General features: G+C 47.4%; 20 protein-coding genes. 8 read left to right on the top strand and 12 right to left on the bottom strand.

Translation table 11 applies throughout. The annotated features are described in order from the left end of the window. Nucleotides 1-24: 24 nt before the first annotated feature. From QZT80_RS13765 to QZT80_RS13745, 5 genes are all read left to right on the top strand, one after another. Nucleotides 25-1,086: a FecR domain-containing protein gene (locus tag QZT80_RS13765; RefSeq protein ID WP_295122741.1), complete on the top strand. Its 1,062-nt coding sequence runs from the start codon at nt 25-27 to the stop codon at nt 1,084-1,086. A gap of 215 nt (nt 1,087-1,301) precedes the next feature. Further along, on the top strand, nt 1,302-4,769 hold the full coding sequence (locus QZT80_RS13760; RefSeq protein ID WP_295122738.1) for a SusC/RagA family TonB-linked outer membrane protein: 3,468 nt from the start codon (nt 1,302-1,304) through the stop codon (nt 4,767-4,769). 18 nt (nt 4,770-4,787) lie between these two features. Beyond that, nucleotides 4,788-6,578 carry a RagB/SusD family nutrient uptake outer membrane protein gene (locus tag QZT80_RS13755; protein ID WP_295122735.1) on the top strand — a complete coding sequence of 597 codons (1,791 nt, stop codon included), beginning with the start codon at nt 4,788-4,790 and terminating at the stop codon, nt 6,576-6,578. Between the two features lie 60 nt (nt 6,579-6,638). Further along, nucleotides 6,639-7,535 carry a metallophosphoesterase gene (locus QZT80_RS13750; RefSeq protein ID WP_295122731.1) on the top strand — a complete coding sequence of 299 codons (897 nt, stop codon included), beginning with the start codon at nt 6,639-6,641 and terminating at the stop codon, nt 7,533-7,535. Between the two features lie 10 nt (nt 7,536-7,545). Next, nucleotides 7,546-8,784 (top strand): alkaline phosphatase family protein, encoded by a 1,239-nt coding sequence (locus QZT80_RS13745; RefSeq protein WP_295122728.1) that lies wholly within the window; start codon nt 7,546-7,548, stop codon nt 8,782-8,784. 89 nt (nt 8,785-8,873) lie between these two features. On the opposite strand, the gene QZT80_RS13740 is transcribed toward QZT80_RS13745, so the two are convergent. Beyond that, on the bottom strand, nt 8,874-9,281 hold the full coding sequence (locus QZT80_RS13740) for a response regulator (protein WP_295122726.1): 408 nt from the start codon (nt 9,279-9,281) through the stop codon (nt 8,874-8,876). Nucleotides 9,282-9,740: 459 nt separating this feature from the next. Then, entirely contained in the window at nt 9,741-13,181 is a 3,441-nt protein-coding gene (locus QZT80_RS13735) for an alpha-L-rhamnosidase (RefSeq protein ID WP_295122723.1), read from the bottom strand. A 213-nt stretch (nt 13,182-13,394) separates the two neighbouring features. Here QZT80_RS13735 and QZT80_RS13730 point away from each other — a divergent pair, with 213 nt between their 5' ends. Continuing rightward, nucleotides 13,395-14,519 carry a glycoside hydrolase family 130 protein gene (locus QZT80_RS13730; protein WP_295122721.1) on the top strand — a complete coding sequence of 375 codons (1,125 nt, stop codon included), beginning with the start codon at nt 13,395-13,397 and terminating at the stop codon, nt 14,517-14,519. 14 nt (nt 14,520-14,533) lie between these two features. Here QZT80_RS13730 and QZT80_RS13725 read toward each other — a convergent pair whose 3' ends face one another. From QZT80_RS13725 to QZT80_RS13690, 8 genes are all read right to left on the bottom strand, one after another. After that, nucleotides 14,534-15,214 (bottom strand): DUF421 domain-containing protein, encoded by a 681-nt coding sequence (locus tag QZT80_RS13725; RefSeq protein ID WP_295122718.1) that lies wholly within the window; start codon nt 15,212-15,214, stop codon nt 14,534-14,536. Between the two features lie 216 nt (nt 15,215-15,430). Next, nucleotides 15,431-15,619 (bottom strand): hypothetical protein, encoded by a 189-nt coding sequence (locus QZT80_RS13720; RefSeq protein WP_295122715.1) that lies wholly within the window; start codon nt 15,617-15,619, stop codon nt 15,431-15,433. A 487-nt stretch (nt 15,620-16,106) separates the two neighbouring features. Further along, on the bottom strand, nt 16,107-17,600 hold the full coding sequence (locus tag QZT80_RS13715; RefSeq protein WP_295122712.1) for a hypothetical protein: 1,494 nt from the start codon (nt 17,598-17,600) through the stop codon (nt 16,107-16,109). Between the two features lie 70 nt (nt 17,601-17,670). Beyond that, on the bottom strand, nt 17,671-18,273 hold the full coding sequence (locus tag QZT80_RS13710) for a hypothetical protein (protein ID WP_295122709.1): 603 nt from the start codon (nt 18,271-18,273) through the stop codon (nt 17,671-17,673). Then, entirely contained in the window at nt 18,257-18,889 is a 633-nt protein-coding gene (locus QZT80_RS13705) for a hypothetical protein (protein ID WP_295122706.1), read from the bottom strand. The genes QZT80_RS13710 and QZT80_RS13705 overlap by 17 nt, the downstream gene beginning before the upstream one ends. Before the next feature lie 4 nt (nt 18,890-18,893). After that, the gene (locus tag QZT80_RS13700) at nt 18,894-19,295 is read right to left on the bottom strand and encodes a DUF3887 domain-containing protein (RefSeq protein ID WP_295122702.1); all 402 of its coding nucleotides are present in this window, start codon (nt 19,293-19,295) and stop codon (nt 18,894-18,896) included. A 434-nt stretch (nt 19,296-19,729) separates the two neighbouring features. Then, a complete protein-coding gene (locus QZT80_RS13695; protein ID WP_295122699.1) occupies nt 19,730-20,800 on the bottom strand; it encodes a serine hydrolase in 1,071 nt (356 codons plus the stop codon). A 232-nt stretch (nt 20,801-21,032) separates the two neighbouring features. After that, nucleotides 21,033-21,272 (bottom strand): hypothetical protein, encoded by a 240-nt coding sequence (locus QZT80_RS13690; protein ID WP_295122696.1) that lies wholly within the window; start codon nt 21,270-21,272, stop codon nt 21,033-21,035. Nucleotides 21,273-22,306: 1,034 nt separating this feature from the next. Here QZT80_RS13690 and QZT80_RS13685 point away from each other — a divergent pair. Beyond that, entirely contained in the window at nt 22,307-22,849 is a 543-nt protein-coding gene (locus tag QZT80_RS13685; RefSeq protein ID WP_295122693.1) for an alpha/beta hydrolase, read from the top strand. A 12-nt stretch (nt 22,850-22,861) separates the two neighbouring features. Here the strand turns inward: QZT80_RS13685 and QZT80_RS13680 are convergent, their stop codons facing one another. Continuing rightward, entirely contained in the window at nt 22,862-23,611 is a 750-nt protein-coding gene (locus QZT80_RS13680) for a response regulator transcription factor (protein WP_295122690.1), read from the bottom strand. A gap of 176 nt (nt 23,612-23,787) precedes the next feature. Between QZT80_RS13680 and QZT80_RS13675 the strand changes: the two genes are divergently transcribed. Further along, nucleotides 23,788-23,970 carry a hypothetical protein gene (locus QZT80_RS13675; protein WP_295122687.1) on the top strand — a complete coding sequence of 61 codons (183 nt, stop codon included), beginning with the start codon at nt 23,788-23,790 and terminating at the stop codon, nt 23,968-23,970. A gap of 61 nt (nt 23,971-24,031) precedes the next feature. On the opposite strand, the gene QZT80_RS13670 is transcribed toward QZT80_RS13675, so the two are convergent. Beyond that, nucleotides 24,032-25,035 (bottom strand): RagB/SusD family nutrient uptake outer membrane protein (locus QZT80_RS13670; RefSeq protein WP_295122684.1); only part of this gene is annotated, 1,004 nt, incomplete at its 5' end.

The raw sequence follows: 25,035 nt of genomic DNA, 5'->3' as shown, positions 1-25,035 counted from the left end.
CTCCACCCATATTGTCCTTATAGTATGACGCATGATCGGATCTGGTACCTGCTCGGCCGCAAAATGGCAAACGAACTGCTCCCCGAAGAGAAGAGGGAGTTGGAGCGCCTGCTACAGCAACATCCGGACGTTTCTTACGCTAAAGAAGTACTAACGCAATCCTGGAAAGATAAACAGAAAGACCTTTCACCTGCAGATGTGGAAGCCGCTTTGCAACGCCACAAACAGCGGCTGCTGGAAGTACAGACGCCTGAAGAAACGACAATGCCCGCAAAAGGTAGTAATAAAATATTTCGCCTGGCCCTCCGCATTGGTGGCGTAGCTGCCGCGGTAACGGTGTTATTCCTGGCAGGTAGAATGTGGCTTGGCGAACGGGAAGCCCAGTTGCAACCTGCCTTACAACAGCTGGTCACAAAAACCGGCTCCCGCACACACGTTAAACTGCCCGACGGTACCAGCGTATGGCTGAATGCCGGCAGCAAACTCGATTATCCTGAGAAGTTCCATGGCAAAAACCGCGAAGTAACACTGGAAGGAGAAGCTTTTTTCGAGGTGTTAAGGGACGCGGACCATCCTTTCCTCGTAAAAACGACCGCGTGCTCTATACGCGTACTCGGCACTTCTTTTAATGTGCGCTTTTACCCGGTGGAAGAAATGGCCACTACCTCGCTGGTAACCGGCTCCGTAGAAGTGACGATCGATAAGAAAGTAGTGCGCCTGCAACCTAATGAGAAGTTATCTGTACCCTGGGTGCTGACTAACCTGGCCACCACCACTGCTAACACCGCACCTGAAATGCCGGTTATAAAAATGGGTACGCTCACACCTGTACGGGACAATATAATGGCCGAAACGGCCTGGAAAGATAATAAACTGGCATTTAAAAAATTACCGCTGGACGAAGTTGCTCAACGGATGGAACGTTGGTACGGGGCAGAGATACGTTTTAAGAACGAACGTAAAAAAAGCCTGTCATTTTCAGGAGTATTCGAGAAGGAGAGCCTTACCGAAGCTTTACAGGCACTGGAAATGAGTGGTGGATTCCATTTCACCAAAGACAATGACAATATCTACTGGATAGAATAAATATCAGGGAAACAATTTTATAAAATATAATAACGGCAGTGAAACCGAAAAAAACGGGAAATGTTGCGACCATTCCCCGTCTATAAATCGGTTAATGACATTGCTATGCGTAAACAGTCACTTTATCTATTAACCAACAAATCAAAGGTATGAAAAAAACTACAGTGGTGAGTTGGCTTCCACCAGGGCGAAGCCTCAAAAAACTGTTTATTTTTATGAAGCTCTTCGCAATTTTCTTTTTTGTAGTGTGTATGCAGGCAAGTGCTTCTGTTTATTCGCAGCGTACGATCTCTGTAAAACTGACCAAAGCCAACTTAGAAAAAGCCTTTACGCAAATCGAAGACCGGTCTGGTTACCGCTTTGTGTATAATGACGACAACCTGCCACTGTGGCACAGAGTGAGTATCGATGCAACCGATGCGCCTATCAGTGAAGTGTTGACCACGATGCTGGCCAATACCAACCTGGGTTTCCGCATGATGCCGAATAACCTGATCGTTATTGCGCCAACCGCCACGGTGAAGAAAGATGTTATCGTGAAAGGCCGTATCGTAAACCCTGCGGGCGAACCGCTGCAAATGGTGAGCGTAAGGCTGAAAAACAGCACCATCGGTGTGTTGACCAACGAGAAAGGTGAATTTGAATTAAGTGTACCTGAAGAAGGTATGCTGATTTTATCTTACATCGGTTTTGCATCGCAGGAAATAGCGGTAAGCGCCAGTATGATGAATATTGTGCTGCAACCTAATTCGAACTCTATGGAAGAAGTGGTGGTGGTAGGTTATGGTGTTCAGCGTAAAATATCTACTACAGGTGCGGTAGACCAGATTGCGGGTAAACAGCTGGCCGAACGTCCTATTTCCAATATCATGCAAGGCCTGCAGGGCGCAAGTCCCGGACTAAACATCAACTATTCCGGCGGCCGACCAGGTGCTACGCCTACAATTAATATCCGTGGTGTGGGATCGATCGTGGCCAATGCGACCGGGGTTACAACACCGCTTATTATAATAGATGGCATTCCTTCTACAACAGAGGATTTCTTCCGCATTAACGCGAATGATGTAAGTACCGTGACGGTGTTACGCGATGCCGCATCGGCAGCTATTTATGGTGCGCGTGCCGCTTTCGGTGTAATCCTTATTACCACCAAATCGGGTAATGCCGGAAGCCGTCAGAAAATCAGTTACAATAACTACTTCGCATGGTCTAAACCGACTGTGCTGCCCGACCAGATCACCGATCCTTACATTTTTTCCCGTGTACTGGAAACATCCACTAACAATACGCCCTGGGATTATGTAAACTATTCCGATTACCACTACCAGTGGGCGAAAGAACGTTCCGACGATCCTTCTGTGGAAGATACCCGTATCGACCCAAATGATCCCAACAAGTGGATCTATATGGGCAACAATAACTGGAACGACTACTTCTTTAACAAATCCAGCATGTCGGCCAGCCACAGCATTTCATTAAGCGGTGGCGGTGAAAGTGGTAAAGGCCGTCCTTTCGGCTACCTGCTGTCTGGTGATTATACAAAGGAAAATGGATTGAACCGCCTGGCGAAAGATGAATGGAACCGTTATGGATTACGCGGGCGCATGAACTTTACACCCTTGTCATGGCTGAAGGTCGACAACAACCTGAATATTTACCAGACCCAGACCGATGCACCAGCCTATAACATTACCGACATCTATTACCTGATGCCTACACAGGTGGCTGTTAATCCCGACGGTACCTGGGCCAATACCGCTGCGGGCCAGCTGGGTGCCAAGCTAACGAATGGAGGCCGCGATGTACAAACCCGCTTCGGTTTTCAGAACGTGGTGCGTGGCGTGGCCAGCTTCCTCAACGACGACCTGCAGATCACGGCTAATGCATCTTTTAAAAGAGAGATGTGGAAGTATAATACAGATAACCGCAAATACCGCATAGGATATGGCCCGAATGATATTCGCGAAGAGGGTGGCAATGGCCTCGTATCGGTGAGGAACGGTATCCTTAAACAGGATGTGTACGACCTTTACGCCAATTACACCAAGCGGTTTAACGATCATGAGTTCAGGCTGCTGGCTGGTTACAACCAGGAAAAGTACGAATGGTCTTATGAAGATGCAGCCCGCACCGTACTGATATCTTCGTCGCTCCCTTACCTGGGCCTGACCACCGGTACACCAACAGTGGGCGCTTCCTATACAGCGTATGCACTTCGTGGCGTATTTGGCCGTTTAAATTATTCTTACAAGAACAGGTATATTATTGAGGCCAATGGCCGTATGGACGAAACATCACGTTTCCTTGCCAAAAAACGCAGGGGCTTTTTCCCTTCGGTATCAGGCGCATGGATCGCAACGGAGGAACCGTTTATGCAGGATATCACCCATGTACTCTCCACGCTTAAGTTCCGTGTGTCTTATGGCTCGCTCGGTAACCAGGTAACGGATAACTTCCGTGCCATCATGAGCCTGCCCGTAGGTACCAGTGGTTATATTGTGGATGGTCAAAAACCATCGATCATCACCCGCTCTCCGCTATTGCCGGTAGACCCCGACACCTATACCTGGGAAAAGGTAAAAACCTTTAACCTCGGTGGTGATTTCGGTTTGATGAAAGATCGTTTGCTGATTGGCGTGGATGTATATGACCGTCGCACCATCGGTATGCTGACCGCCGCTCAGAAATTGCCGGCAGTACTGGGTGTTGCGCCTCCGCCCACCAACGCCGCAAACCTTAGCACCAAAGGATGGGAACTGTCTGTAAACTATCGCGACGAAGTGAACTTAGCTGGTAAACCCCTGCACTTCGGCGCCAAAGTAATCCTCTCGGATTCCCGCACAAAGATCACCAAATACAATAACAACGCATTGGGCCTGTTAAGCGACTACCGTGTTGACCAATATACAGGAGAGATTTGGGGGCTTGAGAACGATGGCTATTTTAAGAACAAAGAAGAAATAGACGCGCTGGACCAAACTGTACTCGTTCCCTGGGGGGCGCTTGACATTGTTCCGGGATGGCCTAAGTATGTAGACCAGAACGGCGATAAAAAGATCACAAAAGGCAATGGTACTACCAAAGACCCGGGCGACTACAAGGTAATCGGTAACAACAGTTCCCGCTACCGGTATGGTATTAACCTGGATGCAAGCTGGAATAACATAGACATTTCCGTATTCATGCAGGGCGTGGCTAAACGCGACTTCTATCCCCGCCACTATCTGTTCTGGGGACCTTACCAGCAGCCTTATGCCGGTATTTATTCCTGGAACCTCGATTTCTACCGCGGCGTATCTGAAACTGGCGCTGATCGCGACCGTCACTCGCAGGCCTACCTTAACGCGGGGCTGGCAGATGCAAATACCGACTCGTACTTCCCGGTGCTGCAGTCATGGATGGCAGATGCCAACTATGGTGCGGGCCTGGATATCCCACAAACTAAATATCTGCTCAACGGTGCTTACCTCCGTATAAAGAACGTAACGGTTGGTTATACCCTTCCCAACCAGTTGACCAAACGTTTCAAGGTAAGTCGCCTGCGCTTGTTCGCCACCGGCGAAAACCTGTTTGAGTTTTCTTCCATCAAGAAATATTTTGATCCGGAAGCAATTGAAGATGGTTATGGATGGGCATATCCCTTCTCCCGTAAATATGCCTTTGGTGTAAATCTTGATTTTTAACGATCAAAAAGAAGTCAATTGAAAAAGATATTATTACGCAACATATCACTTGCCCTCATAGTTATCGTATCGATAACCTCCTGTAAAAAGGGCTTCCTCGACCTTTACCCGGAAACCACAATACCGCCGGACCTGTTCTTCCAGTCAGAGGAAGACCTGAAGTTATATACCCTTGGCCTGTTAAGCATGCGCGAACGTGGCAGTTACCTGTCTGACCAGGACACGGACGACAAAGCGACTACCGGTGCTATGGAAATAAAGACCATCATGACCAGCACCGCTACTTCCCAAACGATTACCGGCGGCTGGGGCTGGGACCGTTTACGCAACATCAACTACTTCCTGGACAACTATAACAAAGCGAAAGTAACGCAGGAGGTCAAAGATCACTATGCAGGTTTGGCCCGTTACTACCGCGCGCTTTTCTATGTTGATAAAGTACAGCGTTTTTCCAGTGTACCCTGGTATGCAACGGCTATTAATCCCAGCGATTCCAGCCAGCTGTACAAGGCCCGCGACCCGCGTGCTTTGATCATGGACAGTGTAATTGCAGACCTGGAATTTGCAGCGGCGCATGTGCGTGCTACCGTTCCATCCGGTACACCGGGTAAATGGGTGATGAAACTCGTGTTGGCCAAAACAGCCCTCTACGAGGGAACCTATCGCCGCTATCACCCCGAACTTGAACTGGGAAACACTTCAGCAGGTTTGCTGGAAAAAGCATGGAAAGCAGCTGAAGACGTGATGACCAACAGTCCGCACAAAATCTCCGCCGACTACGCAGCGCTCTTTAACAGTGCAAGCCTCGCCGGTAATACCGAAGTAATGCTGCTGAACGTATACGACCAGGATATGGGCCGCAACGGGAACAACAACAGCAATATCATCAACTATGAACAATCGCCTTCCCGCGAGCTGGTACAAACCTACCTGATGAAAGATGGTAGCCGCTTCACCGAACAGCCGAATTACCAGACGATGCAGGTGGTGCAGGAGTTCAAAGACCGTGATCCGCGCATCTACGCCACTTTTATGACGCCAGGTTTCGTAATGGCAGGTGCTTCTGCGCCTTACATTATGCGTCTCAACAAAAACTTTACAGGTTATCATCAATTGAAAGGCTACATCAATAGTACCGATGCTAAAATCACCAACGGCGCAGATTTCGCAGCTTACCGCTTTGCAGAAGTGTTGCTGACTTTCGCGGAAGCTAAAGCAGAAGCCGGAAATCTTTCGCAGGCAGATATTGATAAGTCGATCAAACTGCTGAGAGACCGGGTAAAAATGCCTAACCTTGATTTGGCTGTCGCTAACGCCAACGTTGATCCTGTATTGGCTGCCAAATATCCCAACGTTACAGGCGCCAATAAAGGCGTGATCCTGGAGATCCGCCGCGAAAAAAGGGTGGAGTTTGCGATGGAAGGTCTGCGTTATAATGATCTCATGCGCTGGGGCGCCGGCAAATCGCTGGAAGCAATACCTGAAGGTATGTACTTCCCCGGCCTTGGCAAATATGACCTCACCGGCGATGGTGTGGAAGATATTATTCTGATAGACAAAAGTCTTTCTATTCCGGCAGCAGCGCAGCAGGAAAGTAATTCCCTGGGTGTGAAGCTGGTGTACTACAAAGCCGGCGCTTTCGGCGACGATGTAACCGTATATCTCAGAAACGGCAATGCCGGCGGTACGATCGTAACGGAAGTACGTACACGTAGTTTCCAGGAACCAAAACATTATTACCGCCCGGTGCCATTCAACGAAATGTTGATGAACCCACGCCTCGCTCCCCAGCTTTTTGGTTGGGAATAATCACTACTCAATATTAATAGCACGGAGGATGAAAGTCCTCCGTGCTTAAATTCCTGATATATGGACAGAAGGACACTCCTCAAATCCGGCAGCCTTTTGCTGGCGGCATCCGCGATGGGTGGTGCCAACAAGGTGATGGCCACACCGCCTCCGCCTAAACGGGTGCTTACCGTGGCGCATATCACAGATGTACACCTGATTGCTGAGGATGCGGTGAAAGCCCGCTTCCGGCAGTGCCTTGAAGCGGTGAAAGATCGTAAGCCCGATTTTATCCTGAACGGTGGCGATTCCATTATGGACGCGTCCTACAAAGATGTGGTGCGTGGTAAAGTGACGGCTCAATGGGCCGCCTGGGATGACTGTCTGAGTGTACTTAAAGGATATGAAGTACACAGTTGCCTTGGTAACCACGACATGTGGTGGGCCGCACCTGATAAAAGCGATGCGATGTATGGAAAGGACTACGTGGTAAAACGGTTGAAAATACCTCATCGCTACTACAGTTTCTCTAAGAGCGGCTGGCATTTCATCATCCTGGATGGCAACAATAACAACACGTCGCTCGACGATGAGCAGTACCAGTGGCTGGAAAAAGAGCTGGCCGGGTTAAAGCCCAATACACCGGTATTGTTGATGTCGCACTTCCCGGTATTCGGCGCCACGCCGGTATTGGTGGGTGGCAACCATTCGGACAACAAGAAACTGAAGGATCTTTTCTATCAGCATAAAGATAAAGTGAGGGTAATGCTCGCCGGCCACAATCACCTGTACGATAAAGTGATGTACAACGGTGTATGGTACTGCTGTAATGGCGCTATGAGCGGTTTTTGGTGGGGTAAAGGCGATAAAGAATCCGCCGGACCCGGATATTATCTCGAAACTCCGCCAGGTTTTGCTATTTTGAAACTTTACGAAGATGGTACGGTAGAAAATGAATACCTGCCACACTCATTTTAAACATGATAACATGAAAAAATACATCCTGGCACTTGCTTTCCTGGCCGGCACCAGCGCCTACGCCCAGCAAAAGAAAGCGGTGTTTATTATTGTAGACGGCATTTCAGCCGATGTAATAGAGGAAATGAAAACGCCTGCACTGGCGGAAATCGCCAAAACAGGGAAATACATACGTGCACATGTGGGCGGCGAAAAAGACGATTACGCACAAACACCTACTATTTCTGCCGTTGGTTACAATAGCGTGATTACCGGCGTGTGGTACAATAAGCACAATGTTGGCGGCAACTCCATCACGGCGCCTAACTATAACTATCAGAATATTTTCCGTCTTTTTAAGGCGCAATACCCGAAGAAGAAAACAGCGATCTACAGCAGCTGGACCGACAATCGCACTAAACTGGTGCAGGATCAGTACCTCGATATAAAATTCGACGGTTATGAACTTGATACCGTGAAATTTCCGCAGGATAAGCAGCGTGATTTCATGGAGCGCATCGACAACCAGGTGGCTACAGATGCAGCAAATAACATCCGTACACAAGCGCCTGACCTCTCGTGGGTATACCTGGAGTACACTGATGATATGGGTCATGCATACGGCGACAGCGAACAATTTCACACGGCTATCCGCAAGATGGACGAAAAGGTGGGCCGGATCTGGAAAGCGGTACAATATCGCGAAAAGCAGTTTAAAGAGGACTGGATCATTGTTATTACCACCGACCATGGTCGGGATGAAAGGAGCGGAAAAGGCCATGGCGGTCAATCAATGCGCCAGCGTTCGGGCTGGATCGTTACGAATCAGCCGCAACTTAATAACTACGCGCAGTACTATTATCCTGGTATCGTAGACATCATGCCCACTGTCGCCAAATTCATCAATCTCCAGCTTCCAAAAGACATTCTCATGGAAAACGATGGTATTTCACTGATCGGCAAAGTGTCTGTTGCACGGCCTACCGTCAACTATTTCCAACACAAACTGGACATCACCTGGAAAGCCATGGATAAAACAGGCAACGTTAAAATCTGGGTAACACCCACGAACCTTTTTAAAGAGGGACAGAAAGACGATTACAAATTGCTGGCCGAAGTGCCGGTAGGACAAGAGCATGCCGTATTGAACGTAAAAGATATGCCGTCTGAGTTTTACAAAGTAGTACTGGAAGGTGCCGAGAACACCGTGAACAGGTGGTGGATGCCTGAGGACGCAAAAAAACAAATGCTCAAGACGGTAGTACCGTAATCATAAAAGCTTCTCTATAAAATAAGGGCTGACCAATTCCAGGTCAGCTCTTTTTTTCTTGCTGCTGACACCATAGAAGATCATTGTACTCAACGTTTCCCGATAAGCGCAAGCATTTCTATAATCTGGTCGCCGAGCAGCTCTAACGATATGCCTTTCCAAAAAATACCAATATTGAGGTTGTGGTATTCTTCCAGTTCATGAGTGGCTGTACTTGTAGTGAACAGTACAAGCGGTATATCTCTATACTCCTCCATCGACCGGATAATTTTTAAGGCATGGAATCCGTTCATAACAGGCATGTTGTAATCCATTACGATCAGCTCGGGAACAGGGTTTCCATCCCTTATGGAACCAAGGTAATCAACAGCGTCCAGGCCATTACTGGCGCGGATGAGCTGGTATTCCGGACGAACATTCGCTAACGAACTCTTAAAGAAAAGGTAGTCATCGGTGTCATCTTCAGCATATAGAATGAATTTGCTTTCTTCGATCATGGTCCATTTTTAGGTCGGGTGAATAGGGCGGTGTGTGCGTACTGGTGTAGAAGAGTGTCTTGCGAGGCTTAACGGAATAGCGGTCTTTTATCGTCTGAAAAAGGTCTTCTTCGTACCAAAACTACCGTATTTTGGTTCAATTCATCAATATAGATGTATTTCTTTTTATTATATGTGTAGTGCGCATTACTGCTGCATCTAAACGGCTCAGCAATGGACTGAATTATGGGGTCTTTAACGTATGGCGTTAATATCGCTATATGGGATGTACACCTTTTGCATCGTCGGGCAGAAAGGTAATAACAGTATTCGCAACATGGTAAATGCTTCAGACGCAACCTCCATGAGCAGTCTTTCTAATAATGATGCGGCTGTATGGGCTGTTAATACTGCCTGTAATCAGACTTTTCGGCCAAATATATGCCGCGGCATGGTGGCGGATGTTTACAGCGTTGTGTTTTAACGCTGATCATCTGCCTGCACATGGTAGGTGCCACTTTGTAGTTCAAAAACCTGCTTACCCTGTTGCTGTGTTATATACTTTACGCCCTTTGCTGCCGACAGCGGTTTCCCGTTTTCAGTAACAAGGCCAGGAGCCGCCGCATCGAGGCGTAAAGTGGCAACGGTATTGGCTGGTATCGAAAAATAATAATCTACAGCCGCGCCTTTCTTCTCCCATCTGCTATCGATCCTGCCGTACGGCGAGTCGTAGTATCCTTTGGCGAAAGTCATTTCACCGGTGGGGTCAGGCTCAGGCTGCAGGATGAAACGTTTGAACCCGGGTGATGTTTCATCGCGCCGGATACCTAAAGAATGGTTGTACATCCAGGCGCCTACGGCCCCGAAGGAGTAGTGGTTAAACGAGTTCATTCCATTATTTCCACCAAACCCGTTCGTATGCGTGTAAGAGTTCAGTCGCTCCCAGATAGTGGTGGCACCCTGTTCTACAGGATACAGCCAGGAAGGGTAGGTGGTTTGCTGCAATAAACGATAGGCAACATCGGTATGGCCGTTTTCCGATAGCGCTTTGTTGATCCATGCAGTGCCGATAAAACCTGTAAGCAATGAATAGGCGGGGTATGTTTTACCGTCGTCGGCTACATTCTCCCTGGTAATAGTATTTACAAGGTTATCTGCCGATTTTTTCCTGTTCTTTTCATTGTACACATTAAAGGCTAAAGGCAGCACATACGATGTTTGCGTATCCATGGGTTTGCCTTTCGTAAGTCCTTTTTTATCTTGCTGAAAGCCCGAATACACTGTTTTTTGAGTCGCGTTATCTACGTAAGTATCGTTGAAGAATTGCCTGCGCTTTTCAAGAATGCTGTTGAAATATTGGGCGTCTTCTTTCTTGTTGAGTACAGCTGCCGCCTTTTTCATCATATCGAGGTCGAAGATGTAGTAAGCTTCCCAGAGTAAAGAGTTATCGTTTTTCCCCTGCTCAGGCCCCAGCCAGTCACCGAGGTTTGCCCATGAAGAAGGATTTTCCTGCACCAGTATGCCGGTTTTAGGGTCAAAGTACTTGGCCTGGATGAATTGAATGTATTTTTTCATGGCATCGTAATGTTCGGCCAGCATCCGTTTATCGGCATACTGTAGATAGCTTTCCCAGGCCACCGTGATGCCGGCGCTGCCCCATAAAATGCTTCCAAATCCCCCGCCCATAGGTGCTACATCCGTAAAACGGCCATCTTCACGTTGCACGTCCCGCATGGCCTGCATGTGCCGGCGGAAAAACTGGTGTACGTTTGCCAGGTAGGTAGCCGTGCGTGCGAAAACTGAAATATCACCGCTCCAGCCCAGGCGTTCGTTGCGCTGCGGACAGTCGGTAGGGATTGACAGGAAATTGCCCATCGTAGACCAGGTGATATTCTGCCAGAGTTTATTCACTTTGGGATTAGAGGTTTCGTACTGAGATGCCAGCTTATGTACGGAGCTGAGTACGATGCCCTTTACCGCATCCGGAGGCAGGGCAGCGTCCATACCGGTGATCTCTACGAAACGGTACCCGTGAAAGGTAAACCTCGGGGCAATGGTATCTTGTTCTCCTTTTGTGATATAGATATCCTGCGCCATTGCCGCCCTGATGTTTTCCAGCATTAGTTCGCCCGTGTTGCGGGTGTATTCCGGCAAATCGGGGTATTTCACTTCTGCATAGCGCAGCGTAACCGTGGTACCAGGTTTTGTTTTCGATAAACTGATACGGGGTACGCCTACCATGTTTTGCCCCATGTCATAAACAAACACGCCAGGGCGTACCTCTTCTACAGATTGTGCCACGAGTTCTTTCACCGCTTTAACCGGTTCTCCGAACTGCGCCAGCATTTTCATTTTTGAGAAGTCATCGCTGGCTGGTCGTTCAGGATAGCCACCGATGGCAATATGTCCATCGATGCCGATCTCACTTGCGGGCTTCCAGGTAATGCCTGTAGCCGCTAGTCCGCCGCGGCGGGCATCATATACCTCTCCCTGGAAGAAACTGCCGTATATCAGCGGGCCGTTGCCCGCATATTCCCAGCTGCCCGGGTTGGTGGTAACAACATCTGTACTTCCATCCGCGTAAGTGATCACCAGCTTTGCCAGCAGCGATTGCCGGTCGCCGTAATTGTTCCAGTATTCGCCCTGGTAGGTGGCTGCACCGCTCCACCAGCCTTCGGCCAGTATAGCGCCTAAGTTGTTTTTTCCGGGTTGCACAACCGCAGTCAGGTCATACACCTGGTATAACTGAGTTTTGTTGTATTGGGTATGACCCGGGTTGAAGTAGTCGTTACCGATCCGTTGACTATTCAGGTACATTTCATAGATGCCCCTGGCGGTTACATACAAACGAGCTTTTGAAATTTTCTTGCCCCCGGTTGTAAATGCAGTGCGCAACATAGGTGAGGAGTTCCGGCTCGGGTCCATCGTTGTAAACGTTGCGTTGGCAGGCAGTTCACAGCGTGCCAGCAGGTTAGAGGGGCTACGGTAGTTGCGGATTTGCACATCTGCAAAAAGCGCCTTTCCCGCGTAACCAATATCTGCCAGCACGGGGAATACAATTACGTCATTGTTACCCATTGGGTTGATGTTGATGTCTGCCACCTGGCTGGCTTTGTCCTGTCCGTCAATATGTATGATCGTCCGGCCATGTACGGAGCTGATATGGAAAGCATGTTTTGAATACTTGTTCCCGCTATTGATCAGGGAAGTGCTGATGGCATATGACTTAAAGGGCGTGTTGATCTTATCGTCCGGGTGATAACCCACCCGGTAAATATGTAACATGCCGGTGTCTTTAGATACGTCCAGCTCGATCTTTATATACGATTCATCCTTTTTGTTTTCGAGGTGATAGATGTTCTTGTATTTGCTCATCAGCCTCGCATCATTAGCGCCGTAAAGAAATCCAGCCTTTGCCGTGCCGCTCGTTAGTTGAAGGGTATAGTCAATCTTAAAAACGGGGAGATATTGCGCGTACAGCACCATGTCCTCATCGCCTCCGCCAATCCATTTGGCACCGCCCCAGGCTTTCGTGCCTGTATCCATTAGCCCTGTTTCGAACCATGATTGGGCGGTATGTTTTGTTTGCCGGTTATCCCAAACCGTTAATGCCCAGTTGTAACGCGTAGTGGCCGTGAGGGGTAGGCCTGCGTATTCAATATTTAACGACACATCGCCGGTTACCTGTCGGGAGTCCCACACCACGCGGCCTGCTTCGTTTTTCACCACGATCCGGTAAGCTGTTTGCTTCAGCCCGCGGACGTTATTTACATCCTGCATCTGCCAGCTGAACCGGGGGCGTGCTACATCTATGCCCAGCGGCGTTTCCGCGTATTCAACCTGCAAAGCAGTAAGTTCTACATCCTCGCCAAAGAGATAGCCCGGCACAAGCACAAGTAGCAACAGTATCAGTCTTTTCATATTTTTCATCATATGGAATTTAGTTAGATGGCCCCACATGCAGGCCCAGTGTCCACAACGTGTTACGCTAAAAATAGAGAAATTACCTGAAGCACTATCCTGTGCTGTCATGGCGGTTGCGTTGGTGGTTAGCAGTTAGCGTGCGATTGTCGGCTTATGTGGATTATTAAACGCCGTATTTTGTATGTATATTAAGGCTTTCGAAACCACGTTATGAAAATGATCCAAAAGAAGATGGGCTTCCTGACAGCCCTTGTATTGATGGCCGGCATCACCGTTGCCCAGGATTCGCTACCACGCTGGGCGCTGGGCCCATTTGTCCGGCCTGCAAACGTAAACCCGGTTATCTCGCCCGATCCACGCAGTATTTTCCAGGACCCGATGAGTAAACAGCCCCTGGCCTGGGAGGAGAGCGATGTTTTTAACCCGGCGGCTGCCGTTAAAAATGGTAAAATATATGTGCTGTACCGCTCAGAAGATAATTCCGGGCAGGGTATAGGGAAAAGAACTTCCAGGCTGGGCATTGCAGAAAGTAAAGACGGCATTCGTATGAAGCGCCGGTCCACCCCGGTGATGTATCCCGCAGAAGATGCACAGAAAGAGTTCGAATGGCCGGGAGGTTGTGAAGATCCAAGGATCGCTGTAACGGAGGATGGAATGTATGTAATGATGTACACCCAGTGGAACAGGAAAGTACCCCGCCTGGCTGTGGCTACTTCCAAAGACCTGAAGAAATGGGAGAAGCACGGTCCTGCGTTCTATAAAGCGTACGACGGTAAATTTGCTAACCTGGCCAGCAAGTCCGCTTCCATCGTTACGAAGCTGGTAAATGGCCAACAGGTGATCTGCAAAGTAAACGGCAAATACATGATGTACTGGGGCGAACGATTTATGAACATCGCCACCTCCGACGATCTGAAGAACTGGCAGCCAACGGTAACGGAGGATGGCCGCTTAAAAACCGTAGTAACCCCACGCAACGGCTACTTCGACAGCGACCTTACAGAGTGCGGCCCGCCCGCCATTATTACAGATAAGGGTATTCTCGTATTATACAACGGTAAAAACAAGCGGGGGCCCAACAGCGATACCAATTATACCGCTAATACCTACGCCGCAGGGCAGGTACTGTTCGATCTGAATGATCCTGAAAAAGTGATCGGCCGCCTCGACAAACCTTTCTTCATACCCACTGCACCCTTTGAAAAAAGTGGCCAGTATCCCGCAGGAACTGTATTTGTAGAAGGGCTCGTCTATCACCGCCAAAAATGGTTTTTATATTATGGCTGTGCCGACAGCCGGGTAGCTGTTGCGGTGTATGGTCCTTCGAAGCTTTAGAAAAGGGAAGACAGTCAGGTAATTCGTTTGCTGGTGAGCGACTTCACCCACTTCGTCTGCTTGCAGCGTTTGCATGTATGCTGGCCGGTGCGGAGTTTTACGGTGTTCGCACAATAGCAACAGGAGTATTCTCCTTCGCAGGAAATTTCGGCACATTCCTCGTAATGGGTAGGAGGAAGTACGGGTAAGCCTGGTTTCACTTCTTCGTCCGGGTAGTAGAAGAAGCTCACCGTACCATTGGTTTCCAGGATACCGAGCCGAACCTGTCCCATGTGTTCAATTCCCTTTGCCCGCATCTCCGCAAAAAATTCATCTTTGGCAAAGGGGGATTTTCCTTTGTTATTGAGGGAAATTTCGCCATGCTCGATAATGACCACCGGGTCACCTTCCAGCACACTTTCGAACTTTTCATATCTGGCAGCGAGCCAGGTAATCAGCCGGTAAAAGCCAAGGATAGCGGCAAATACGATCAGCGACGGAACGATGGCATCTTCCTGGTGAAACATCGGGTCGCCGGCTGCGGAGCCGAGCGCGATGATGATCGCCACTTCGAAGATTGAGAGTTGCCGTACGCCTTTTTTGCCAGAGGCGCGGAGGAGCAGGAGAACGAAGACGAACATGACCAGTGTCCGTACTAATATTTCCAGCGCTACGGCGCCATCGAGGTCTTTAAGAAACACTTCTTGCCAATCCATTGCGGGGTGTATTAGAGGTATGCCGGTGGTAGGGCAAATTTTATTCCAGAAGCCGCCTTTTGGGGATATTGAGGTTGGAAGAGGGCTTTGGATGTTGCTGTTTAATGGAAAGAAACGCAATTTGACTGAGCTGACGTGCTATTGGAACACTCAGTATGCAAATGTCATCAAAAATACAGGCCGCGATCAGCGGCCTGTATTTTTGATGAGTAGACTTTAGTCCCTGTTAGCAGTAATTGCCCTTAACTGGGCCATAAAATCATCCGCATCTTTCTGGGTGCGAATGGCCTCTGAAAGAGCATCCGGGGGCGAGGGCGTTACGTAAGCTGGTAACTTACCAGCTACTATTGCCTCGTCGGACATCCTTAAGATTTCGTTCATCTTTTCCCGTAGTTCTGGTTTCATACTAAATACATTTTTCAATAAATAATAAAAGAGAATAGCAGAGCCGTGCTATACCTCCGATTGTTCACTTATTTGTAGTGTTAGGAGTTAGAAAATTGGGTGTATTTGACCAAAAAATTCATTACAACCTGCGCAAAAACAGGCCTTGATTACTTTAATAAATACGTTGAGCATTTGTATGGTATTTTGAAATCCGTAAACATTATTTGACCTCACACAAAATCACTGTTTCCGTACGCCTGTTTTGCTGGTGTTGCGCTTCTGTACATGGTACATTGTAGTTTAAACAGGGCAGAGAAAAAGATAGGGAAGGGGGATGAATGTCCGAATGGGATGTTTATCCGACGAATGATACCTGTTTATTGTGGTAACGCACTGTTTTGGATGGAAGTCACCCCGCGGAGGTCGGTATTCGCAGAAAATATGTATTCTTTTTAAAGGCGCGTAGCAGCAGCAAGCAGGCGAGGTGACTTGTGACAGGTGAACACTATTTGTTGTAGATGCAAAGCACTACGATGTACCGGTCCATATCATCAACTTCCATATTGCCGATGTAACCAATATTTACACCATGCTGGTCTTTAATCGTCCAGCCTGGTATGGGGCCGCGTACGGGAGTGATAGGGGTTTCCAATTCGGCAAGATCAGCCAACATTTTTTTGACAGCATGCTGCGCGCCGCCGGCGTCGGCGCCTTTGTACAGCGTGGCAAAAAATGAGTACTGCCCGGTCGAAACATTTTTTCTCACTTCCGTTGTTTTAGCTTCCGGGTATTGAAGTTTGCTTTCGAATGTGATCATATTCTGGTCTGTTGAGGATGGTTGTCCTACACCGGCTATTATATCCTGCAATGCCTTTCGTTGAGATACCAATATATAGAAAGCATTGGCGCCAGAGAGCTTTTTAGTCGGCGTTTCTGAGGCCATGTCGTCAGATCCCACAGTTTGCCGCGCTTCATTGTCCCCCAGGCAGGAACAGCTATACAACGAATTTGTACTGCCAATGGGAACATATAAAGGTAACATCGGAACAGGCGGCCAGTTAAGTCGGCCGGTCATCACTTTCGATTCTCCCGGATGAAGCGTCACAGACAGCGGTTCTGCGTTAAGGGTAGTCCAGTAAAGGCTGTTTTCAGGGTCTGTAGCCAATCTTTCGTAAACATAATTCAGGTAGTTTACAGTAACGGTCCGGTCGCCGGTATTCCTGATGTTTTGCGTGTAACTGACATAGGGGTTATCTGAATTTGTATGGTACTCCCATTTGTTGCTAACTACAATATCCCGGCAATTAGATAATTGTGTGTGAACAATTTTACCAGCCTGCCGGAGCGACCAGGAAAAGCGCGTGTCGTCCGAAAAAACGTTAAGGGTTTTTTTGTATTTTTTAATTAGCACCAATGCCGATTGCCGGACATTTGAGGACACAGCAGGGTCGCCAGCGTTTTGTTCTGCGAGCGAAAGTAATCCGTAAGTATAGCCGTCACGGAACGCCATTCTTCGTTCAAAACTTCTTGGATGCGTGTTTTCAACGCTGTAGTTATCTCCGATATTGAAGATGGCCGAATATAATGCGAATGTCTGGTTGTTCAACGACTCGAAATAGGGCCTTATCAAAGGATCACTTGCCGAATTCACCTTAAGCGCTGTTTTAGCTTTAAAAAAGTCCGAGTTACTAAGTACGAACAGGAAGTAGCCTGCAATAACATCTGCCTGGCATTCTCCCAGCAACGTATGCAAAGGAACGGGATAAACCCGGTACTGTTCCTGGTGAGCGAGTTCGTGAGCTAACAGCAGGCGGACTATAGGCAGGTCGAACTGGATGCCGGCCTGGCTGATGATCCGTTGCAATTGCGGGATATTGATCACTACAGTCCCCGATTTTCGCAAGGAAGAAGATGATTTGCCAGGCTTTGTATCAAACTGTAATTTCACTTCCGGCGTAATAACTATTCCTTTTAACCTGTCGAATTCTTCCTGTATCATGGTTTGCAATACAGGGGATTGCGCATATCCCCAACCTTCCATCAGCAGGCAAAAAAGCGGGAGGGCGATACTACGTTTTATTAATCTGGTGCGCTTTATCATAACAGTACATTGCCTGGGTAACCGATAATAGAAAGAAAGCCAGTGTAAGTATGGTAATGGAGTATAGAGTACTCATCATGTAAAATCGATTCTTAAGTTCATCTTCCGGCCATATGTACTGTGTTTCTCCAACACGGGCTTTTACGAATGTTTCGTTATCAATAAATGGACGCTCCAGTAATATGGCTGTTTCAGCTTTTTTTTGCACGGCTTCCGGGTACATATTTTTCCCTATCACCAGCGTTTGACCATAAAAATTAACAGACCAGTTCCTGACCACATACGTGTAGCAGGCGGTCAGCGAAACAAAGATCACCAGTGCCGCAATCGCCGCATAATACCAGAACTTATAATCCTTTGGCTGCGACTTACGCCTGGCAGGGATGTAAAGTACGGCAACGCAGGCAGCAATAAGGAACCTGACGAGATTACGAGGGTCCAGTTCGTTCGACAATTTAAGCAGTGGCGGAACTATAATGAATGTTCCGGCAACCGACAATACCCAACTTGCAATCTGGCTGAATGCCAGCCACTTCTTTGAGGGCTGCCAGGTTTTAATCAGTTCCGACATTGAATGTAATTTTGTTAGGGTGTTTGGGATCAACCTCTATCATTTTTTGGTCTAGTACCGTCGGATCATCCTGGCGGGTAACCCACATCCGGTAGTAGCCAGGCACCATCATTTGCTTAACTGGACTTGTCAGGTTGCGAAAGGAGTATTTGGGCTGTTGATAGTTAGGAGTATACCCGAGTGGGGAATAATACACAGACAGGCTATGCACCGGTACCAGGTTTTTCTGTGCAATTACTTCCACTTCTACAAGGTCAAATGAATTTTCGGCACTCATATTATCCGCTGTGATCTCAAATTTCAGCCGTAAATCCAGAATGATTAGTGAAAGACCTCTCCTCTGTATACTATCTGATTGTCCTTTAAGCTTATCTACTGTAACCAATAGATTGTCAATAGCACGCTCGTATTCAGCGGGGGCCGGGGCAGACAGGGCGTCGAGATTTACCAGCCCCTTGTTGATCAGCTTCGCAAGGCTATCGCGCTGTGGCTCACAGTTGCAGTTAACGTTGCTGATTTGCGTACCAAGTTGCCGGATTTTTTTTGATAATCCGGTAACCTGGGCCGTCGACCATACCGCTATCATCATCAGCAGTATTGTAAGGGAAATTTTCATTTACTTAAGGTTTAAGATAAAGGCCCAAAACCTGATCCTCTTCATTGAAGGTGACTTCAACCGTCGCATTACCTTTTTTAAACTTGCAGCGAACTTTAACCTGGTTATACCCATTCACCGCATTCACGGTAGAGGAGGCCACCTCCGTGTAGGTCCCGGTTGTTTCAATTAATTTTTTCCATCCCTCTGCCAGTCGTTCGGCAGAGAGTTCTTGCTTTAATGCCGGTGCAAAGTCCTTGCGAACCGAATCATAGTTTTCCTTAACAAGGTTGTTGACAATTTCGAGCGAAATCTTTTTCCTTGCCGGCTCATCAAAACGAGTCAATACAACTGAAGACGCATTCCTGGTAATTGTATTTACCTGGAAAGTCAGGAACATGCCTAACACGATAATAAACGATTGCATAGCGGGGGTTTTATCTATTGTGAAAAAATAAACAATGTTGGAATACAGTCAGGAGTATCTGTTAATTGGAGTAACTAAGAAAAATGCCGGTCTTGAACGAGGTCTGGGGCGTTAATATCTTTTTAGCATTCTAAATGAATTTACGATTATTCCAGGTAAAAACAAAATGAGTCTATATTAATTGGGGAATCCTCGTAACCTATCTTCAAATAGCCGTTGTCGACAGCCGTTTTTTTGATCAGGCGATTGATGCCTGCGCGATTTTGACCATTCATGGAGATTGAAGTCAAGAATAGCAGGGCTACGGTAATGGATGTTTTATTGGTTTTGAGGGTGGAGAATTTATAAGGATTTGGCTTAATGCTAAATTTAATCTCTTTACTTCTTCGTACAAGTCAACAACAGCGTTCAAATTTTTTCTTTACTGATCTCTATTATAAAAGCATATCCGCCACCCCCTGCGCAATCACCGCAGCATTAGTCGGTTCCGAATTCGTCAGCACAATAACAGCCGTCCGCTCGTCCGGAAACCTGAAATACATGGCCCTGAAACCAGGCAACACACCACCATGGAAAACTGCTTTCCTGTTTTTATACCTGGCCACGTACCAGCCATAACCATACTTAGTGGCGCCGCTGCTCGTATCAGTCGCCTGCGTTGCCGAGAGGTCCTGCCACGTTTGTTGCCACTTTTCTTTCGGAAGTATCTTTCCTTCCTGCATCAACATTTCCCATTTTAACATATCATTGATGGTAGATAGAAATGCACCACTGGGTCTCAGTGCAACGTAGTTCAGGGCATTCACTGTCGTATCGCCGGAAAGGCGCATATAACCGCCTGCTCTGCCATATATAAGGTCGCCCAGCGAAGTGACCTGCGTGTTCTGCAGTCCATTCTTTTCGAAGATCTCTTTCTTCATATACTCCGCAAAGGTTCTGGTATCTATCTGCCTGATAATGTCTGCCAGCATAAAATATCCCAGGTTGCAATATTGCCATTTCGTACCAGTTGGAAAAACCAGCGTGTCCTTGTAAGCCGCCCTTATCAATAAAGAATCTGGTTGCGTGGCCATCGCATCGAATATGGGGGATTCCCTTACCAAACCGGAGGTATGGTTCAGCAGGTGCCGGATAGTGATGGCAGACCAATGCGATGGCGCGTCCGGATAAAATTTCTTTACCGGGTCATCCAGCTTCAATTTACCTTCCTGTATTAGTTTCATAATGGCCACAGCGATGATGTGTTTACTTACAGAACCCAGTTTAAACACCGTGTTTGGCGTAACCGGTATATCAAGTTCCAGGTTGGCGTGACCGTACCCCTTCGATTTTACGGTCTTTCCATCTTTTATGACGCCCACCGCCAGGCCCACTATCCGTTGCCTCGCCATGCTATTTTCGATAAAAGTGTCGATCCTGTCCTTTTGGGCATAGGCACCGGCAGGGAACAGCAGTATTAGCATGATTACGGCATGGAAAAGATGTGTTTTATTTGAAGATGGCATATAACAGGGGTTTAGTGGGTAATTTCAGGCTGATACAATTCCAGATAAATCTATGGAAAAATATGAGCATCCTTGAAAGATAATCCCGTTAATTGATCCTGATGCGGTTCGTTCTGATAATCAATTGTTTGCGACCGTTATTTCAAAGGGATCGACGAGTAGCTGACGCATAGCAAATCATCCCTTAAAGATAAGGGAGGCGCAATGATATTCTAAAAAAGGGGGAGGAGTGCTAGTGCATCACGAAGATCAGGTTTTCATAATCATGGGCACCTACAAACACAGGCACATCAGCCCAGGGGGCTTTCCCTTTGTTGGCGGTAATGGTATGCATCACCAGTTCCTGCACGCGGAGGATGATAAGATAGAAATAGGGAAAATATGCCGTCAGCGGCCCCTGTAGGCGCAGCCGGTTTTTGCCGATGATAGCATGAAAATCGGATGGCGACAAATACCCTTTTTCATGCCTCATCCTATATCGATCCTTTACCCATCCTATATACAAATCTTCTGAAACCCGCGCCCATGGTAATAGCTATTAAAGGATCGATATAGGATGGATATACCTTCGCCCTGCGAACATCAGAAGCCTTTGTTCGGATTTTATAGTATGAGTTCGACACGGTATATACGTTCCTGCTACCTTTACTACGTCGCGCCCGATGGCCTCCATATCAGGCACACATACTACTTACAACCTGCTTGTTTTGTTGCATTTCTCTGCGCCCGGGGGCATTGATGTTTTTGCCGATGCAGTCCGGCAGTAAAAAGCGTTCACCGGGTACGTGCAGTTTCAAATATTTGCCGTCAGCTTCCGGTCTTCCACCATGGGAAAGTCGATTGTCTTCGAAATTCCATGTTCACGGGGGAAGAATGGTTTCATTTTCATGGCTTTCTGTATTTAATTATTTGTTATTCAAGTCGTTTTCCTTTCTGGTAAAGGGTTACAGCGGACGAAGGTGTCATTCATTCCCCCGTTTTGCATACTTCATTCCCTCTTCTGCTAAGCTTCGTTCCTTTTTCGTCCACATCGCCTTTTCACGACAGTACCTTTGTTTTGTTGGCGGTCATCCTCTGTAAAGAAAAGACCAGACCCTCATAAAATACAGCGTGCTTGAAGAATGAGTAGCTGTTCGCATCCGGTTACAGCCTGGTATTACCGTCGTAAGACGCTTTAAAGGCAGTGCCGGAGCAGGGTTTTCGAAAAGTAGGTAGGATAGCTAGCCTCGCGATTGCCCTGTTAAGTTCTTTGACATATTGGAATTAAAGATGGAGTGCTGATTGCAAGGGGTTTTATATATAGGGTAAGGGGGCTTACCGTCGCCTTACCCTTTTTTTAGCCTTTTTCTATGAGCGCTGCTGGTGATGGTATTGCGTGTGATCGGGCGTATAAGTTGTGGCCATATCTTTCTGATTGTCGCAGCCCCCACCCCCTAATGTCGCATTCACACAGCATTTATTTTCTTGTATATGGTACCTTAGTAACAGCACTAATCACCACCACTCATGAAAAAAACAGTACTCTTTATACAGGGCGGAGGCGACAACGGTTACGAGGCCGACGCACCACTTGTTAAATCGCTGCAGGACGCTTTAGGAACAAGTTATACCGTTATCTACCCTAAACTCGGGTCTGACAATGATGCAGCCGATTTCGGCTGGCCTGAGGAGATCGGGAAACAGATCGCTGCGGTCAGCGAAGAATTCATCATTGTGGCGCATTCATTAGGCGCATCTATGCTACTCAAATACCTGTCTGAAAATAAGGTGGCTACAAAGGCGAAAAGAATTTTCCTGCTTGCAGCTCCATTTTGGTCGGGTAAGGAGAAATGGAAAGAGGGTTTGAAACTTAAAACAGATTTTGCAGCAAGGCTTCCTGATGACTACCAGTTCTACTTTTACCAATGCAAAGATGATGAAGAAGTGCCGTTTGATCAGCTGGCGATTTACAGGCAACATCTTCCGTCTGCGACGTTTAGGGAGTTCGATAAGGGCGGGCATCAGCTCGGCGAAAATGTGCGTTTAGTGGGGGAGGATATTAAGCGGTAAACTAGCTAATCTTCAAATCAGCTTACTTCCCACCGCACACGACAACGCATCCATCACATTGCTCACTCCCAGCCGTTCAAAGATCCTTCTGCGATAATATTTTACCGTGTCCGGTGCCACATACAACCTGGCCGCGATTTGATCGATGGAAAACCCCTGGGCATGCAACCTTAAAACCTCCAGTTCTCTTTCTGTGAGTGAGGGTTTTGCCGACTTCTGCCATATCTTTTTTCCGGGGATTAGCTCCCAAACCTCCTTACTTCCCTGTTTGTAAATGCGCACATTGCCCGCGGCCTGTTCCCGCGATAAGGACACCACGCACATAGACTTCCACATCTTGCCTTCTGGTGTAAGAAAAAGTGGGGTTAGTTTGTGATTGATGAGGATTTGTTTGCCATTTTTATGGAGTAGATGAAAATCATATGTAATACTGTAAAGTGCCCGTTCCTGTACAGGGATTTGCGCGTAAAATTCAAAGCCTGCTTCATTAAGCTGCGTCAGTAATTCGAGGTCCCGGGCCGGCACCTGCCGGAAGTAAAATTCATAGCCCAGTTTTAATACCTCGGCTGCACTATATCCGCAGAGAAAAAGCGGGTTCTCTGAAACGTATTCGAACGACATGTCCTTGTAGTCGATCACGTATATACTTTCGTAGCTCAGCCGGGCAAAGGCTTTTACCGCCTCGAGGTAGTGCTGGCCGGTTTCTGTGATGGTGCCCAGCTTGTTAGTCGTTAGCAGGGTAGTACTGGAGGGAGGCTTCATGTACAGTTTTTATAGGAAACTAAATTTACACCCCGGTGTAGGTATTTACAAGTTTTTTGTATCGAATTTTGGGGAACAGGATTGTGTCATGTTTCCTTTTCCTGCATTTAGCTTAATGCATGGGAGCATATGTACTATCAGTAATTCCTTAAAAGACATAAATTTAAACAGCGAATATGGAAAAGAAAAAGGTGCTGAATTTTACTTTCAGTATTGTAGCCATCATTTTGGGCGTAACATTGTTTAAACAGTTCGACTTTAAGACCCTTAAATTTGAGCATACCGGGTTAGCCGTTATTTACGCAATTGTATTCGTATTTTCCATTTATATGCTGATAAGGAACGCAAAGAACAAATGAGCATCGTTCGTTCCTATAAAAAAGGAAAGCGCATCAACGACGCGCTTTCCCTTTTAAGTACCTATTGATTATACTGCGGATTTTGCTGTGGCAGCAAACCCGGGTTAGCATTGATCTCTGTCTGTGAAATAGGCAAAAGCGTTTTAAAGAACGTCCTGTCTATTGTTTTGGGTCGGGTAGCTACCGTCAGGCCGATCACCTCATCATTAAATGTGATGGATTTGTTTAAACGCATCATATCAAAAAACCGTTGCCCTTCGCCAAATAACTCTTTACTTCTTTCCTCCAGGATCATATCAACCGTTACCGTTCCGGCAGTGGCTGCAGGTAAGTTCGGGGCACGTTTACGGATGGCGTTCAGGTACGTGGCCGCCTTGCCTGCATCTGTAGGCAGTACCGCTTCTGCTGCTATTAAATAGATTTCTGACAGCCTGATCACTTTAATATTTACGGCTGTCGGCGTTGTTTTTCCATCACCCGCCAATGCTGTACTGCCATTGTATTTGTAAAGGGCTCCTTTACGGGGGGCAGCAGGAGTGGAGAGTTCATCGTCGTTCATTACGCCCCATCTGATATCCGCCGCATCCTGTTTTAAGCGGTTTAAGAAGTAATCGCTCGCCATATACCAGCCCAACACATTGCTTCCGCCTTCACCTTTTTTCCGGAGATAGGCACCCAGGGAAGTAAGACCTAAATCACCCTCCAGCGGGTAAATGCCCAGTTCAAAGATAGATTCTGAACCAAACTGGGTTTTCCAGGAGTCTACCCAATTGGCATTGGTGTACAGTACGTATGGGCTGGTGGTAATGATCTCCTCTGCATATTTCAAAGCGTTGGTGTAATCCTTCATATAAAGATATACACGGGCTTGCAGGGCTATATTACCGAAGTAATTGATAAAGCCGTTGGTCTTTGTTTTCCCCAGCAATGGAGCAGCGGTGGTAAGGTCGCTGAGTATTTGCGTGTAGTTTTCCTCCACGGTGTTTCTAAGCGGTTGGGCTGAAGAAGGGAGTGGAGTGGTAACGTTGGGCACGCCATAAGCGGCTTTGTTATCATCGTACGATT

Source organism: uncultured Chitinophaga sp., from assembly GCF_902168175.1.
Classification (GTDB): Bacteria; Bacteroidota; Bacteroidia; order Chitinophagales; family Chitinophagaceae; genus Chitinophaga.
This window is presented reverse-complemented; position numbering and strand designations above follow the sequence as displayed.